Origin of the sequence: Bradyrhizobium sp. HKCCYLS1011, assembly GCF_051167795.1 — a bacterium.
Taxonomy (GTDB): domain Bacteria; phylum Pseudomonadota; class Alphaproteobacteria; order Rhizobiales; family Xanthobacteraceae; genus Bradyrhizobium.
The window spans coordinates 235,373-251,573 of record NZ_JBNPTT010000003.1; the positions used below are offsets into that span (position 1 = coordinate 235,373).

Genomic DNA, 16,201 nt, shown 5'->3' on the forward strand with positions numbered 1-16,201 from the left:
ATTTGTCCCTGATGAGGGCACAGCCCACGCCGGACACGGCGCGACCGACAGATCCGGTACGAACATACTTCTGCCCGCGCCCCTTCGCCGCAAGGGGAACTTTCACCGGAACAGACCCGAAATCATCGATCTGTCGCATTCAGACGGCTTGCGCACATCCGAGTAACCATGACGCAGATGTAACCCAGCTGTTGCAAGATATTTGCTACAAGTTTGGTCTAGCGGCTTGGAACCAGACCCTCGGCGATTGTTGCCAGCGCGATCATGGGAGGATTGGACCTGGTGGAAGCTCAGACCCCAGCGACACCGCGCGTCACGGTGCGGCCTGCCGTGTTCATCGTCATCGCGGGCCTCCTCGCGATCATCGGCGCGCTGGCTGGCGGCTACTACTTCGCGATGCGCCCGGTACCGCTGAAGATCGCGGTCGGCCCCCCCAACAGCGACGACCTCAAGGTGGTGCAGGCGCTGACCCAGGCCTTTTCGCAAAATCATTCTTATGTGCGGCTGCGGCCGGTACAGACCGAAGGCGCCGCTGAAAGCGCGCAGGCGCTCGCCGACGGCAAGGTCGATCTCGCCATCATCAGAGGCGACCTCAACGTGCCGAAGAATGCGCAAGCCGTTGCGACCTTGCGCAAGAATGTCGTGGTGCTGTGGGTGCCGCCGGGTCGCGGCAAGGGCAAGAAAGGCGGCAAGATCACCAAGATCTCGCAGCTTGCCGGCCACAAGATCGGCGTCATCGGCCGCACCCCCGCCAACGTCAACCTGCTCAAGGTGATCCTGCAGCAATATGGCGTCGATCCCGGCAAGGTCGAGATCCTCCAATTCCCGGTGACGGAGGCCCTGGATGCGGTGCGCAGCCAGAAGGCCGACGTCTGGCTGGCGGCGGGGCCCGTCAACAGCAAGATCACGACCGAAGCGATCGCTGCCTCGACCAAGGACGGCGGCACGCCGACCTTCCTTGCCATCGACTCGGCGGAAGCAATCGCGCAGAACCACCAGGAATATGAATCGGCCGACATCCCGGCCGGCGCCTTCGGCGGCTCGCCGGACCGGCCCGATGACGAGGTGAAGACGATCAGCTTCAACCACCACATCGTGGCGCGCAAGGGCCTGTCGGAATCGACCGTTGCGGCCTTCACCCGCCAGCTGTTCTCGGTGCGTCAGCAGCTGATGTCGGAATTCCCGCTGGCCGCCAAGATCGAGACCCCCGATACCGACAAGGACGCCGCCATTCCGGCGCATCCGGGCGCGGCCGCCTTCGTCGACGGCGAGGAAAAGACCTTCCTCGACCGCTACAGCGATTTCATCTGGTGGGGATTGATGGCGCTGTCTGCGATGGGCTCGGCCGGCGCATGGTTTGCCGGCTACCTGAAAAAGGACGAGCGGATCATCAACACCTCGATGCGCGACCGGCTGCTCGACATGATCACGATCGCGCGCAAGAGCGATTCCTCCGAGGAGCTCGACAATCTGCAGAGCGAGGCCGACGATATCCTGCGCAACACGCTGGCCTGTTTCGAGGACGGCGCGATCGATCACGCCGCACTGACCGCCTTCAACATCGCGCTCGAGCAGTTCCACAACGCGGTGGCCGATCGCAAATTGATCCTGATGAGCATGCCGCAAAATCTTCAGCGCACCGGGGCGCAATTGCGCGCCACCGGCACCTAGCTGGATCAGCGTCGCCGGCGCATCCCGGACAGGCGGTCATCGATCGCAATCCGCCACAGCGGCGTTTCGCTGTAATCCGGATGTCACGGAGTTTTCCTACCTGTCTTGCGCCGTTGCGCCGGCACAGTCCGTCGGCCAACCCGGGAGATGTCCATGACGATCCGAATCCCACGCCACAATTTGCGCAGGCTGTCGCGCCGCCGCTTCCTGTCCACCGCGGCCGCTGCCGGCGTCGGCACGCTGGCCCTGCCCTATCTCAGCCGCGCCGCCGACCGGCCGCAGGTCACCCACGGCGTGCAGTCCGGTGACATCACCATGGATGGCGGCGTGATCTGGTCGCGCGCCGACCGCCCCTCGCAGATGCTGGTCGAGGTCGCGACGTCAGACACGTTCAAGGATGCCCGCGCACTGCCGCCGATCGCGGCGCTGCCGGAAAGCGACTACACCGCCAAGATGCTGGTCGAGAACCTGCCGGGCGGACAGGACATCTTCTACCGCGTGAAATTCCGCGACCTGTCGCATCCCGATGTCGAAAGCGAGCCGGTGACCGGCCGCTTCCGCACCGCGCCGTCGGACAAGCGCGATGTCAGCTTCGTGTGGGGTGGCGATGTCGCGGGGCAAGGCTGGGGCATCAACGCTGACGACGGCGGCATGTTCACCTTTTCGGCGATGAAGAAGCACCGGCCGGACTTCTTCATCCATTCCGGCGACACCATCTATGCCGACGGCGTGATCACCTCCGAGGTGAAACTGTCCGACGGCAAGCTCTGGAAGAACCTGACCATCCCGGAGAAGGCCAAGGTCGCCGAAACCCTCGACGAATTCCGCGCCGCGCATAAGTACAATTTCCTGGACGACAATGTCCGCGCCTTCAATGCCGAGGTGCCCATCTTCGTGCAGTGGGACGATCACGAGGTGACAAACAACTGGTCGGCCTCGAAGGATCTTCCCGCGACCTACAAGGAGCGCAACATCCAGCTGCTCGCGGCGCGTGCCGCGCGCGCCTTCCACGAGATGTACCCATTGCGCGAAAGCATCGTCGAGCCCGGCCGCGTCTATCGCAGCATCTCCTACGGACCGCATCTCGACGTCTTCATGCTGGATGAGCGCTCCTATCGCGGCCCTAACGGTCCGAACCAACAGAGCGAATATGGTCCCGACGCCTATTTCATCGGGCCGGAGCAGATGCGCTGGCTGAAGCGGGCGCTGTTGAACTCGCGCGCGACCTGGAAAGTGATCGCCTCCGACATGCCCCTCAGCCTGATCGTCTATGACGATGCCGCCAACAAAAAGGGCTCCGAAGCTTTCGCGCAAGGCGACGGGCCGCCGCGCGGCCGCGAGCTCGAGATCGCCGAGATCCTGCGCTTCATCAAGACGGCGCCGATCCAGAACACGGTGTGGCTGACCGCCGACGTGCATTACGCCGCGGCGCATTACTACGATCCGAACAAGGCACAGTTCCAGGATTTCGAGCCGTTCTGGGAATTCGTCTCCGGCCCGCTGCACGCCGGCACGTTCGGGCCGAACGAGCTCGACAACACCTTCGGCCCCGAGGTGCGCTTCATCAAGGCACCCGGCCTCGACAAGCAGAACCTGCCGCCGTCGGCCGGTATGCAGTTCTTCGGTCACGTCAAGATCGAAGGTGCCACCGGGCTGATGACCGTGACCTTGCGCGATCGCACCGACATCGCGCTGTGGTCGACCACGCTCGATCCGAAGCTGGGGTAACCGACATCTGCTGACCCAGCCATCGCTCGCACAGTTCGTCCCTTTCCCCGCGCGGGGCGAGGCTTTCAAGCGAGCTCCTGGCACCGAGCGGCGGCGTCAGCCCTTCCGCCGCAGCGCCGCTTCCAGCGCATCGAGGGAGCATGGCTTCGGCAGCCGTGGCCGGTCGGCAAATTCCGCCGGCACGCGGTCGGCGTCGTAGCCCGTCGCAAAGGCAAAGGGAATCTCCAGCGCGGCGAGCCGCTCAGCCACCGCGAAGCTGTTCTCGCGGACCAGGCCGACGTCGAGCAGCGCGAAATCCGGCGCACGTGCATCGATCATCACCAGCGCTTTTGCAACGCTTGCGGCGACGCGCACGGCCGGCACGCCGAAGCCGAGGATCGTATCTTCCAGACCCAGCGCGATGATCGGATCGTCCTCGACGATCAGAACGTCCTGATAATACGCGGGCAAGCCGGGCTGCGAGCCGGTCATAAGCGGGGTTCCAGATATGGAGGACGGCCCCCGCAGCCAGCGCCTTCGCACAAGCACGCCGGCGGGTTCCTGGAACGAAACCACCATACCAGAGTTCCTTTGTCGGTGCACTTGTGAACACAAGGTGCACAGATCACGCATGCGTGCCGCAGGGGAATCGAGATGCTGAGCCAAGGTGTGACGACACTTGCCCGGGAACGTCCCGACAACAATCTCCTGCGGCGGCTGAGCCCGGCAGACTACGCGCTGATCGCACCCTACCTGACCGAGGACCACGCGGCGCCGAACGAGCTGCTCTACAGTCCGGGCGACGACGTGCAGATCGTGCATTTTCCCTGCGGCCCAGCGCTGACGTCCTATCTCGTTGCCAACGAGGACGGCCGTGACGTCGAGACCATTCTGGTCGGCCGCGAAGGCGCAGTCGGCGGTATCGTCAGCGAAGGGTATCTGCCAGCCTATACGCGCATCGTCGTCAAATTCGGCGGCCCGTTTGCCCGGCTTCCCGTCGCCCGGCTGGCCGCCGCCAAACTGCAATCGAAGACCTTGCGCAACGTGTTCGCCCGCTACGCGGACTGCATGCTGGCGCAGATGTTCCAGTCCACCGCCTGCAATGCCATCCACTCGATCGAACAGCGCACGGCGAAATGGATCATCTCGGCCATGGAGCGCACTGACGGCAACGGTACGGTGCCGCTGACGCACGAGCAGCTCGCGACTCTGCTCGGGGTCGGTCGCAGCTATGCCAGCCGCGTGATCCAGACCTTCAAGGCCGAAGGCATCCTGGACACCCGGCGCGGCGCGATCATGGTGCGCGCCGCAGACGCGCTGAAGCACCGCTCCTGCCTCTGCAACGAAGCGGTGAAGGGCCATTTCGAGGAAGTGCTGCGCGGCGTCTACCCGACCGATCAGGCCGCGGTCGGCTAGCTGCCGCTGCAAATGGCATTTGCCATCCCCGCGTGGAACTTGCCATAGTCCGGACCAGGTCGGACGATGGGGGGTCATGGACGGGGCGGCTCTGCATGCGATTTTCGACGTTGCTGCCTGGCTCGCCGCGGGCGCCGCGGGCTGGTGGCTGTCGCGCGTCCAGCGCCTGAGCTTTCCGAAGCAGTCGACCGCATGGCCCTACGTCGCGGCGCTGTTGTTCGGCGCCGGCGTCGGCGCGTATCTGTTCGGCACCCTCAATCTCTGGCTTTCCGGCCTTGCCGGCGTCGCGCGCTCGGTCGAAGGCGCGCTGGCCGGCGGTATCGTCGCCGTCGAGCTGTACAAGTGGCGGCATGGCATCAGCTTGCGCACCGGCGCGCGTTTCGCGCTGCCGCTGGCGCTCGGCATCGCGGTCGGCCGGATCGGCTGCTATGTGGCCGGGCTCGACGACTTCACCTACGGCACGCCGACGACCTTGCCCTGGGGTCATGATTTCGGCGACGGCCTCCGGCGTCATCCGGTGCAGCTCTATGAGAGCGCCGCGATGGCCGCCTTCGCGGCCGCTTACGTCGCCGCCGTGCTGCGGCGGAACGAAACCATCATCACGAACGGCTTCTATCTTGCGCTCGGCTTCTATGGCGCCCAGCGCTTCCTATGGGAATTCCTCAAGCCCTACGGTCCAATCGTCGGACCGCTGACGCTGTTTCACCTGCTGTCGCTCGGCATTGTCGCCTACAGTGCCGCCATGCTGGCGACAGCGCCGCCAGCAAAGGTCATGCATGAGCGCGCCGTTGCGTAAATCCCGGCCCTACGTGTTCTGGGGCCAGACCGAATCGCTCTGCGAAACCTGCCTCGCGCTGGTACCGACCAAGATCCAGATCCTCGACAATGAGGTCTGGTACGAGAAGCGCTGCCCGGAGCACGGGGTGCAATCGACGCTGATCTCGAACGATGCGGCCTATTGGCGGCGCTGCAAGGACTTCATCAAGCCGGGCGACACGCCGCTCGCCTTTCAACGCCGCACCGAATTCGGCTGCCCCTATGATTGCGGCCTCTGCCCGGATCACGAGCAGCATTCCTGCCTGGCGCTGATCGAGATCACCGACCACTGCAACCTGACCTGCCCGGTGTGCTTCGCCGAATCTTCGCCGCAGCGGTCGCATTTCACGCCGCTCCCGACGATCGAGCGGATGCTGGATGCGCTGGTGCGAAGCGAAGGCGAGCCGGACCTGGTGCAGATCTCCGGCGGTGAGCCGACCCTGCATCCGGATTTCTTCGCCATTCTCGCCGCGGTGCGGGCGCGGCCGATCCGCCATGTGATGATCAACACCAACGGCTTGCGGATTGCCCGCGAGCCGGATTTCGCAGCTCGGCTGGCGGAAAACAAGCGCGGCCTGGAAGTCTATCTGCAGTTCGATTCGCTCTCGCGCGAGGGGCTCACCGAGCTGCGCGGCGCCGATCTGCGCCGCATCCGCCAGGAGGCGCTGGAGACTCTCGAACGGCACGGGCTTTCGACCACGCTGGTCGTAACCGTGAAACGCGGCGTCAACGATCACGAGATCGGCGACATCGTCCGCCACGCGCTGCAATGGCGCTGCGTCCGCGGGGTCACGCTGCAGCCGGTGCAGGATGCCGGCCGCAACGAGAACTTCAACAAGGATACCGACCGTATCATGCTGTCGGAGATCCGTCGGCGCGTCGTCGAGACCGGCGTGTTCGGCGAGCAGGACATGATCCCGCTGCCCTGCAACCCCGAAAGCATCTCGATCGGCTACGGCCTGCGCAACGGCACCACCGTGCTGCCGCTGACCTCGATGATTCCGCAGGAGGAGCTGCTGTCGGTGATGCCGAATACGATCAGCCCGGAAAAATATCCGGCGCTGCGCGAGAAATTCATCGAGCTGTTCTCGCTGTCATCAGGCCCGCTCAACACCGGCCAGCGCGTCGCCGAATTTCTCTGCTGTCTGCCGGCGGTCGAAGTGCCGGAGAACCTCGGTTACGAAAACGTCTTCCGCGTCACCATCGTGCAATTTCTCGACCGCTTCAACTTCTGCGTCGGCAACGTCAAGCGCTCCTGCATCCATTTCGTCACTGAGGGCGGTGAGATCATTCCGTTCGACACCTACAACCTGTTTTATCGCAACGGGGCCATCGAGGGCATCCGCGCCCGCTTGAGCAGAGGCCGTTGATGAGCGATCCCGACAGCACCGGATATCGGTCCCTCGCACCCGTCGCCAACGGCGAGCAACGCAGCGGCTGCATGACGGCGTTTCTGTTCCTGGCTGGCGTGATCCTGTTGTTGCCGGGACTTTGCGCGGCATTCTTCAGCTTCGTAGCCCTGAGCGAAAAGAGCTGGCCCGGCGAACTCACCGGGCTGATCCTGTTCGGACTTGCCGTCGGCACTGGCGGAGTCGCACTGATCGTGAAGGCATTTCGGCGATGACAGCTCACTGCTCCCACCCGGTCACGTACTGCCATGAGTGAACACGACGGCACCCCGCCGCCACTTCCACCTCGCCAGCCCTATCCGCCCGAGCAGCAGGGCGAGGGTTGCCTGACCGGGTTGATGGTGCTTGCCGGCCTGGTCCTGATGTTTCCCAGCGCCTGCGTCATCCTGGTGTTTGGCCAGCAGCTAAAGTCCAGCGATTGGACCAGCCCGATCGGGCTGATCTTCCTCGGCGCGGCTGCCGCGGGCCTAGCGCTGTTCGTGCTCGCGCTGCGCCGCTGGCGCTGAGCCGGCCCGTGCATGACCTCGGTCCCTGGGGAGCCGGCTTCCTGGTCCGAAACGATCGTTCCGCCGCGGCCGGGACAATCAGCGATCTACCGACCACGCCGCCGAAACCCAGCCGCAGACGTGAAAGCAGTCATTGTTTTTTGGCATTTCTCGCCTATATTGCGCCGCAACGCGTAAGGTTTGCCCGGTCCATTGGCCGGGCTTCCTTTTTGGGGTTGCCGGCCCCTGCCGCAGAACGAGTTTCGCGAGCGCGCGCCGAAAAGCTAACAGCCTGATTTGATTATAAGAAAGCGCGCTGCGCCGGGGACAGAGCACGGGCTCTGAGAAAGCTTAGAAGACACCGACCATGAACCTTCGCAACATCGCCATCATCGCCCACGTCGACCACGGCAAGACCACCCTGGTCGACCGCCTGCTGCAGCAATCCGGTACCTTCCGCGAAAACCAGAAGGTGGCCGAGCGCGCCATGGACTCCAACGATCTCGAGCGCGAGCGCGGCATCACCATCCTGGCGAAGGCCGCCTCGGTGCAGTGGAAGGACACCCGCATCAACATCGTCGACACCCCCGGCCACGCCGATTTCGGCGGCGAGGTCGAGCGCATCCTCAACATGGTGGATGGCGCGCTGGTGCTGGTCGACGCCGCCGAAGGCCCGCTGCCGCAGACGAAATTCGTGGTCTCCAAGGCGCTCAAGGTCGGGCTGAAGCCGATCGTCGTCATCAACAAGGTCGACCGTCCCGACGCGCGGCCGACCGAGGTCATCAACGAGGTGTTCGACCTGTTCGCCGCGCTGGACGCCAGCGAAGAGCAGCTCGATTTCCCGATCCTGTACGGCTCGGCCAAGCAGGGCTGGATGGCCGACAGCCCCGAGGGTCCGAAGGACCAGGGCATGCAGCCGCTGTTCGACCTGGTGCTGCGCCATGTGCCGGCGCCGTCGGTCGAAGAGGGTCCGTTCCGCATGATCGGCACCATCCTCGAAGCCAACAACTTCCTCGGCCGTATCATCACCGGCCGCATCACCTCGGGCAGCATCAAGCCCAATCAGGCGGTCAAGGTGCTCAACGCCGAGGGCAAGGTGGTCGAGCAGGGCCGTATCTCCAAGATTCTGGCGTTCCGCGGCATCGAGCGGGTGCCGCTCGATGAGGCCGGGGCTGGTGACATCGTTGCCATCGCGGGCCTCACTAAGGGCACCGTCGCCGACACCTTCTGCGATCCGACGGTGGAGCAGCCGCTAGCGGCTCAGCCGATTGATCCGCCCACCGTGTCGATGTCCTTCATCGTCAACAACTCGCCGTTGGCGGGCACCGAGGGTGACAAGGTGACGAGCCGCATGATCCGCGACCGTCTGCTGCGCGAGGCCGAGGGCAACGTCGCGCTGCGCGTCGTCGAATCCGCCGACAAGGACGCCATGGAAGTGTCCGGCCGCGGCGAATTGCAGCTCGCCATCCTGATCGAGACCATGCGCCGCGAGGGCTTCGAGCTTTCGGTGTCACGCCCGCGCGTCGTTCTGCAGAAGAACGAGGCGACCGGCCAGTGGCTGGAGCCGATCGAGGAGGTCGTGATCGACGTCGACGAGGAGCATTCGGGCGTCGTCGTGCAGAAGATGAGCGAACGCAAGGCCGAGATGATCGAGATGCGCCCGTCCGGCGGCAACCGGCTCCGGTTGGTGTTCTACGCGCCGACCCGCGGCCTGATCGGCTATCAGGGCGAACTGCTCACCGACACCCGCGGCACCGCGATCATGAACCGCCTGTTCCATGGCTACGCCCCCTACAAGGGCGAGATCCAGGGCCGCCGTAACGGCGTCCTGATCTCCAACGACCAAGGTGAGGCAGTGGCCTACGCCATGTTCAAGCTGGAAGACCGCGGCCCGATGATGATCGAGCCCGGCTGGAAGGTCTATCGCGGCATGATCGTCGGCGAGCACACCCGCGACAATGATCTCGAGATCAACGTCCTCAAGGGCAAGCAGCTCACCAACATCCGCACCACGTCGAAGGACGAAGCCGTCAAGCTGACGCCGCCGATCCGGATGACCTTGGAAAAGGCGCTGGCCTATATCGAGGACGACGAGCTCGTCGAGGTGACGCCGAAGTCGATCCGGCTGCGCAAGAAGCACCTCGACCCGAACGAGCGCAAGCGCGCGGAGAAGGCCAAGGAAGCTGTGGCGTAACGCCATGGTGGTCATGCCCCGCGCAGGCGGGGCATCCAGTACGCCGTGGAGTCTCGATCGCACTCACTCCCGCCTCTGGAATACTGGATCACCCGCTTTCGCGGGTGATGACAGCTGCACACTTGGCAACTCCAGCGCCCACAGCGATCGTGCTACAGCGGGCTCATGACGAGTCTGCCCTCCTCCATCGATGTCGCGATCATCGGCGCCGGCGCGGCGGGGCTTGGCGCGGCACATGCGCTGAGGGACTCGGGCCTTTCGTTCATCGTGCTGGAGGCACGCGACCGCCTCGGCGGCCGCGCCCACACCGTCATGGCCTCCCCTGAGGTGACGTTCGACCGCGGCTGCGGCTGGCTGCATTCGGCCGACCAGAACTCATTCGTTGCGATCGCCAAAAAGCTCGGCTTCAAGGTCGACAAGCGCCGCCCGCCCTGGCGCGAGCAGGCCTATGACGCCTGCTTTCCGCGCGCCGAACGCGAGGAATTTCTGACCGCGCTGGAAGCGTACTACACACGCAGCGCTGAAGCGGCGGCAGAGGCGGTGAGAACGGGCCGCGACGCGCCGGCGAGCGACTATCTGGAGCCCGGCAATCGCTGGAATGCGATGATCGACACGATCTGCACCTATGTGAACGGGTGCGAGCTCGACCAAGTGTCGCTGATCGACAGCGAGTCCTATGAGGACAGCGACATCAACTGGCGCGTCCGCCGCGGCTATGGCGCACTGATCGCCGCGTACGGCGCGTCGATTCCTGCAGCCTTCAATTGCAACGTCACCCTGATCGATCATGCGGACACCCGCATCCGGATCGAGACCAGCCGCGGCGCGCTGACCGCCGACAAGGTCATCATCACCGTGCCGACCAATCTGATCGCGGACGAAGCGCTGCGCTTCTTGCCACCGCTGCCCGACAAGATCGACGCGGCGGCCGGCCTGCCGCTCGGTGTCAACAACAAGGTGATGCTGGCGCTCGACGGCTACGATCATCTGCCGACGGACGGTGGGCTGCGCGGCATCAGCGAGCGGGTCGGCGGCGGTGGCTTCCAGCTGCGCCCGTTCGGCCAGCCCTGCATCGAGGGCTTTTACGGCGGCAGCTTCGCGCGCGAGTTGGAGGATGTCGGCGACGGCGCTTTGGCCGCGCAGGCGATCGATGAGGTGGTGGCCCTGCTCGGCAGCGACATCCGGGCCAAGCTCAAGCCGCTCGCGGAGTCGCGCTGGGCACATGATCCGTTTGCGCGTGGCGCCTATTCGCACGCCCTGCCGGGCCACGCCGGCAAGCGCGCGGTGCTGGCCTCGCCGGTCGACGACCGGCTGTTCTTCGCCGGCGAAGCCACCCATCCTCACTTCTTCTCCACCGCCCACGGCGCGCGCGACTCCGGCGAACGCGCCGCGCGGGACGTGCTGAGGTCGTTCAAGAAACGGTAGCTTTCTCCTCGTTCATGGGTGGAGCAAAGCGACGATGCAATCCAGAGCTCCGCGTAAAGACTTTCCACCCGTTTTCAACTTTCCACCCGTTTCAAAAGGTGACGGGTATCGCTGCGCTCAATCCATCCTGCTTTCTTCGTCAGTGCACGAGTGCCGGATAGGTGAACAGCAGGAAGTGGGTCGCATTCAAGACGAAATGCGTCAGCATCGAGCCGCGTAATCCGGCAAAACGATAAGCAGTCCCGTAGCCGATGCCCGCGATGCTCGCGAGACCGATCATCGCCGCGCCGCTGCGGAAATGCGCTAGTCCGAACAGGACCGCTGCGATCAGGATCGCCAGCCATGGGCCAAGCCGACAGCGGCTCATCGCGCGGCCGAGACCTTCCTGAAGATAGCCGCGAAACATTGCTTCTTCCGCAAACGCCACCAGCAGCAGATTGTTGAGCGCCCAGAGCCAGCCGGCTTGCGGCCATTTCGGCTCCCAGGTCGCGAAGCGGGTAAGCAGCGCGATGATGATGCAGGCCGCGATCGTCAGCGCCGCCGCGATTGCGGCTTTCGGCCATCCCTCTTTCGGTCTCGACAAAGCGAGAAAAGGCGATGCCAGCACCCGCCAATACGCAGCCAGCGGTTTGTCGAGATTGAGATACATGCTGAAGGGGATCGCGTCCGGCGTGAACTGCGTCGGGCCGATCACCCGTTGGTTATGGAAGCCAGGCAGCAGATTGTAGGACAGCCCCAGCGTCAGGATGATGAAGACCACATGCCCGAGAATCTGGAGCCAGCGTGGCCGCTTGGGTGATATGCAGGCTGCGGCAGCGACCAGCAGCACCAGCGTCGGCACGGCAAACAAATCCAGCTGGCCGTTGATGAAGGCAAGCACATAACCGATCGCGAGAACGCCGAGAGCGATGAGGCGGACGCCGCACACCATGAGCAGAGCGCCGGCAAGGATGAAGCTCCATTGGACCACGATCATCGGTCAGACCCGAAAATGAGAAACACGACGGCGCCGCGATAAGTGCACGAGCTGGATGAGATAACCGCCTGCGAACGGCCCCATCCTGCTCGCGCGTAAGAGGTTGTCGAAAATCACGCTAAGCTGTCGAATGTAAAGCAGCCGGCGATCAAGCTTTGGTGGGCTATGGCCCCGTGGAATCGTGATCGCGGCGTGACACGTGAGTGTACGAACTGCGTTAGGGTACCGTCATGGCGCTTTGCCCACCTCACCCACCATCCGCAAAAATTCCCGCATCGCCTGGGTCTGGTGATGCTCCTTGTGGCGCAGGCTGAAGAAATGCCGCCGGGGCAGTGGGAGGTCGGCCACAGCCAGCAGGCCAGCCTTCAAGGCGCGGATGACGACAAGGCGGGAGATCACGGTGACGCCCGCACCGGCCTCGACCGCGCCGCGGACGGCCTCGTTGGACGGGAGATCGAAGGCAACATCGAGTTCGGCAGGATCGACACTGAGCTGTCTGAGCGCCGCCTCGAACACGGACCGCGTGCCGGATCCCGCCTCGCGTAGCACCCAGCGCGCCGACCTCAGATCGCTGGCCGTGACCGATGACGCCCGGCAGAGCGGATGACCAGGCGGGGTGACCAGCACCAGCTCATCCTCCGCCACCGGGGTCGCTGCGAGCACGGGATCGTCGACATGGCCTTCGACGAAGCCAAGGTCAGCCGAGCCCTCGCGCACATCAGCCGCGACCTGCTCGGTGTTGCCGATCGACAGCGACAGCCTGATCGCCGGATGCGCGGCATTGAACCTATGAATGAAGGCCGGCAGCCAATAGCCGGCGATGGTCTGGCTCGCGGCCAGCGCAAGCGAGCCGCGCTTGAGGCCTGCGAGATCATCGAGCACGGTCTCCGCGCTGGCGACGCGGGCAAGAATGCTCTTGGCTTCGACGAGAAACGCCCTGCCGGCGGCGGTGAGCACGATCCGGCGACCGACGCGATCGAACAATCTGGTCTGATAGCGCGCTTCGAGCGCGGCGACCGCCGCCGATGTCGCCGACTGCGTCAGGTTCAAGTCGCGCGCGGCCTGCGTGACATGCTCGCGGGTCGCGACGGCAACGAAGATCCTGAGCTGCTCGAGCGTCATGACGTCCTATGTTGTCAGCTTCACCAGCGCCAGGCTGAAGCTTGCAATGAAGAGGAAGGCGAGCAGACCGAGCGTGAGCGGCCGCAGTCCCTTGGCTTTGAGCTTGGCGAAATCGGTCTCGAGCCCCATCGCGGCAAGCGCCATCGACAGCAGGAAGGTGGTCGCGGTCACGATCATTGTTCGGACGTCAGCGGGAATGGTGATGATGCTGTTGACGCCCACCAGCGCAACAAAGCCCAGGACGAACCACGGCAGCGGCGCTTTCGCGCCGGCATGACCATGACCGCCGTGCCGCGCACGTCGCGCGGCCAACACGCCGAGCGTGATCACGACCGGAGCCAGCAGCATCACGCGAGCGAGCTTGGCGACAGTGCCGAACTCGCCGGCCTGCTGCCCCTGCTGGAAGGCGGCCGCGACCACCTGCGCGATCTCGTGGATCGACGCGCCGCTCCACAGCCCATAGGCATGCGCATCCAGGTGCAACAACGCAGGCAGCAGCGGATAGCTGAACATCGCGATCGACCCGAACACGGTCACGCACGCCACGGCATAGGCGACGTCCTCGTCAGGCGCGCGGGTGACCGTGTTGGTGGCAATGACCGCAGACGCGCCGCAGATCGAGGTGCCGGCCGCGATCAGCTCGGTCAGCTTGCGCTCGACCCCGAGCAGCCGACCCATCCACACGGTGAACAGGAAGGTGCCGGTCAGGCTGAGCGCGATCACCGCAAGCCCGCGCGCGCCGACCTCGACGACCTGCTCTGCGGTCAGCTGCAAGCCGAGCAGCACGATGGCAAGCCGCAGCACCCGCCGCAGCGAGAAGGTGACGCCGGCTTTGGCCCGGTGAGGGGTGCCAATCAGGTTATGAAAGGCCATGCCGCTGACGATGGCGAGGATCATCGGACTGAACACAGCGAGCCCCGGCAACTGCCGCAAGCCGAAACCGGCGCCTGCGATCGCGGCTGACAGCAACAGACCGGGCAACAGCTCCGGCACGCCATGCCGGACCGAAACAGAAGCGGGATGATGATGGGAGACGATGGCGGGTGCATCGGCAGCCAGGTCGTGCGAAGGGGCGGTCATGAAACAATCTCCCAAACCGGGGTTCGGGAGAAGAATTTCATGCTCCAATCAATCGATCCAACGCATTATAGCGGATAAATCGTTCGATCAAAACGATCAAATGTTTGACAATGAGGTAATACAAAACCCCGGGTCGGAACGCGCGGCGAGCCAGACAGCAGTCACTCCAGCACCCGTTTCCGCAGCTCGGCATCCGGCACGAAGCAGGACTCGTATCTGCCGAAGATGCGGTAGCGGTTGCGCGCGACCAGGCCATAGACCACGTCGCGCAGCGGCTTGGGCACCGCGAACAGCGCCCGCGTCCAGCCCCAGCCCGGCAGGTTCGATAGCACCGTCAGCGCCGCATCGGATTTCAGATGCGCCTTGCCGCCATGCACGACGGCATTGGTGTCGGGATCGTCGGGATCGATGCCGAACGCCCGCGCCAGCCGTGTGCCGTAAGCCGACTGGATCGGCGTGAAGCGGAAGCGCTTGTCGCGATCGCGCGCGATCACGAATTGGACCCAGCGCGAGCAGAACACGCAGACGCCATCGTAGAGGATCACGTCATCGTCGGGCCATTGCGTCATCATCTGTTGTCCAGGGTCGATAGCGCGACCAGCATCAGCACGATCGCGGGCCCGGTCTTGACCAGCGCGCCCAGCGGCTCGAGCCACAGGTCTGGCGTGAAAATAGCGCAGCCGATCAGGTAGCCGAGCGAGACCACGATGCCGGCGGCAAGGCTGAACGCCGCCGTGCGGCGAAGCGCAATCAACAGGCCGATACTGATGTCCATCATGCTGGTGATAGCTGCAAAAGGCGATGCAATCGCGTCCGGCCAGCCGCGGCTGGTCAGGATCGCGACCGTCGCCGGGAATGAGATCAGGAGCGCAATGACGCCGGAGGCGACCCAGAACAGCGAAAGGCTGGCGATTGTCAGCGCCTTGATCAAATACAGCCGCGCGAACCATTTGTCCTGAATGCTGGCGCCATGTGCGCCAACGGTGTCATCGATCGTCTTTGGCGCGATGCGGGTTGCGGCCATCCAGGCTTGCGGATCGCCGGCCACGCCGCGGCGCAATTCGGCCAGCGCCGTCGATCGCAGCGGCGACATCCAGCCGAGAAAACTCACGAGATCACCGAGCCGCGCGCTGAGATCGAGCAGCATGCGCGGCAAGGTGATGCGCCGGATGTTGCCGGTCCCGAGCGCGCGGCGAAACTGTTCGATCACGCCCGACAGTGTGACCGGCTGCGGCTGCATCAGATCCCACATGACCGCGCGGGTCGCATCCTCGTCCAACGGCCGCGCCGCGAGCCAGGCAATCGTGGCGGCGATATCCGCGACCGCGACCGGCTGGAACGGCGATGCGCGGTCTTTCTCCGGCAGATCAAACGGCAGCGCTGCGAGCGCGCGCACCATCGCGCTGCCGCCATAGGCGCTCGGTGCGATCACGAAGCCGGGACGCAGGATCGCATGCGCAACACCTGACGCCGCGATCAAGCGCTCGGCTTCGCGCTTGGTGCTGGAAAACGCGGTACGATCGTCATTCGCGCTGCCGGGAATCGAGATGTGGATCATGCGCACCGCGCGTTCGGAGCGCGCGATCGCCGCCAGCAGGCGCGCGACGAACTCGCGGTGCACGGCATCGGTGTCGCTGCCCGGACCGTCCTGCAGCACGCCCAGGCAATTCACGACCACGCCGATGTCGTGCGCGGCGAACAGCCCGGCAAGCGCGGAGGCATCGAGCGACAGGATCGGCACCTGCAGATCGAGCGGCGAGACACGCTGCGACGCCGAGAACTTCCGCGCGGCACCGACGACATGGAAGCCGCGCCGACGCAGATCGTCGGTAACAAAGCGGCCGATCAGGCCGGAGGCGCCGAGCACCAGGATGCGAGGGTTTGGCGTGATGTTCATCGC

At 64.7% G+C, this 16,201-nt stretch carries 15 protein-coding genes; 9 read left to right on the top strand and 6 right to left on the bottom strand.

The genetic code is table 11. The features are described from left to right. The first annotated feature begins 330 nt into the window (after positions 1 to 330). Both ACQR1W_RS09990 and ACQR1W_RS09995 read left to right on the top strand, forming a co-directional pair. The gene (locus ACQR1W_RS09990; RefSeq protein ID WP_434851131.1) at positions 331 to 1,671 is read left to right on the top strand and encodes a TAXI family TRAP transporter solute-binding subunit; all 1,341 of its coding nucleotides are present in this window, start codon (positions 331 to 333) and stop codon (positions 1,669 to 1,671) included. A 153-nt stretch (positions 1,672 to 1,824) separates the two neighbouring features. Further along, entirely contained in the window at positions 1,825 to 3,399 is a 1,575-nt protein-coding gene (locus tag ACQR1W_RS09995) for an alkaline phosphatase D family protein (protein WP_434850634.1), read from the top strand. A gap of 96 nt (positions 3,400 to 3,495) precedes the next feature. On the opposite strand, the gene ACQR1W_RS10000 is transcribed toward ACQR1W_RS09995, so the two are convergent. Further along, positions 3,496 to 3,870, bottom strand: a complete 375-nt coding sequence (locus ACQR1W_RS10000) for a response regulator (RefSeq protein WP_434850635.1) — start codon at positions 3,868 to 3,870, stop codon at positions 3,496 to 3,498. Between the two features lie 162 nt (positions 3,871 to 4,032). On the opposite strand from ACQR1W_RS10000, the gene ACQR1W_RS10005 reads away from it, so the two are divergent. From ACQR1W_RS10005 to ACQR1W_RS10035, 7 genes are all read left to right on the top strand, one after another. Beyond that, complete coding sequence (locus ACQR1W_RS10005; protein ID WP_434850636.1) at positions 4,033 to 4,794, top strand: Crp/Fnr family transcriptional regulator; 762 nt, start codon at positions 4,033 to 4,035, stop codon at positions 4,792 to 4,794. Positions 4,795 to 4,870: 76 nt separating this feature from the next. Further along, on the top strand, positions 4,871 to 5,590 hold the full coding sequence (locus ACQR1W_RS10010) for a prolipoprotein diacylglyceryl transferase (protein WP_434850637.1): 720 nt from the start codon (positions 4,871 to 4,873) through the stop codon (positions 5,588 to 5,590). Beyond that, positions 5,571 to 6,980 (top strand): radical SAM protein, encoded by a 1,410-nt coding sequence (locus ACQR1W_RS10015; protein WP_434850638.1) that lies wholly within the window; start codon positions 5,571 to 5,573, stop codon positions 6,978 to 6,980. Before ACQR1W_RS10010 ends, ACQR1W_RS10015 begins: the two co-directional genes overlap by 20 nt. Further along, positions 6,980 to 7,234: a hypothetical protein gene (locus ACQR1W_RS10020; protein ID WP_434850639.1), complete on the top strand. Its 255-nt coding sequence runs from the start codon at positions 6,980 to 6,982 to the stop codon at positions 7,232 to 7,234. The genes ACQR1W_RS10015 and ACQR1W_RS10020 overlap by 1 nt, the downstream gene beginning before the upstream one ends. A 33-nt stretch (positions 7,235 to 7,267) precedes the next feature. Continuing rightward, on the top strand, positions 7,268 to 7,525 hold the full coding sequence (locus tag ACQR1W_RS10025) for a hypothetical protein (protein ID WP_434850640.1): 258 nt from the start codon (positions 7,268 to 7,270) through the stop codon (positions 7,523 to 7,525). Positions 7,526 to 7,871: 346 nt separating this feature from the next. After that, complete coding sequence (gene typA / locus ACQR1W_RS10030) at positions 7,872 to 9,698, top strand: translational GTPase TypA (protein ID WP_434850641.1); 1,827 nt, start codon at positions 7,872 to 7,874, stop codon at positions 9,696 to 9,698. A gap of 165 nt (positions 9,699 to 9,863) precedes the next feature. Beyond that, complete coding sequence (locus tag ACQR1W_RS10035) at positions 9,864 to 11,123, top strand: flavin monoamine oxidase family protein (protein ID WP_434850642.1); 1,260 nt, start codon at positions 9,864 to 9,866, stop codon at positions 11,121 to 11,123. A 139-nt stretch (positions 11,124 to 11,262) separates the two neighbouring features. Here ACQR1W_RS10035 and ACQR1W_RS10040 read toward each other — a convergent pair whose 3' ends face one another. From ACQR1W_RS10040 to ACQR1W_RS10060, 5 genes are all read right to left on the bottom strand, one after another. Further along, positions 11,263 to 12,099, bottom strand: a complete 837-nt coding sequence (locus tag ACQR1W_RS10040) for a CPBP family intramembrane glutamic endopeptidase (protein ID WP_434850643.1) — start codon at positions 12,097 to 12,099, stop codon at positions 11,263 to 11,265. Positions 12,100 to 12,327: 228 nt separating this feature from the next. Next, positions 12,328 to 13,221 (bottom strand): LysR family transcriptional regulator, encoded by an 894-nt coding sequence (locus tag ACQR1W_RS10045; protein ID WP_434850644.1) that lies wholly within the window; start codon positions 13,219 to 13,221, stop codon positions 12,328 to 12,330. Between the two features lie 6 nt (positions 13,222 to 13,227). Continuing rightward, positions 13,228 to 14,202 carry a YeiH family protein gene (locus ACQR1W_RS10050; RefSeq protein ID WP_434851132.1) on the bottom strand — a complete coding sequence of 325 codons (975 nt, stop codon included), beginning with the start codon at positions 14,200 to 14,202 and terminating at the stop codon, positions 13,228 to 13,230. Between the two features lie 260 nt (positions 14,203 to 14,462). Continuing rightward, positions 14,463 to 14,870 carry a thiol-disulfide oxidoreductase DCC family protein gene (locus tag ACQR1W_RS10055; protein ID WP_434851133.1) on the bottom strand — a complete coding sequence of 136 codons (408 nt, stop codon included), beginning with the start codon at positions 14,868 to 14,870 and terminating at the stop codon, positions 14,463 to 14,465. After that, positions 14,870 to 16,198 (bottom strand): SDR family oxidoreductase, encoded by a 1,329-nt coding sequence (locus ACQR1W_RS10060; RefSeq protein ID WP_434850645.1) that lies wholly within the window; start codon positions 16,196 to 16,198, stop codon positions 14,870 to 14,872. Before ACQR1W_RS10060 ends, ACQR1W_RS10055 begins: the two co-directional genes overlap by 1 nt. Positions 16,199 to 16,201: the final 3 nt, after the last annotated feature.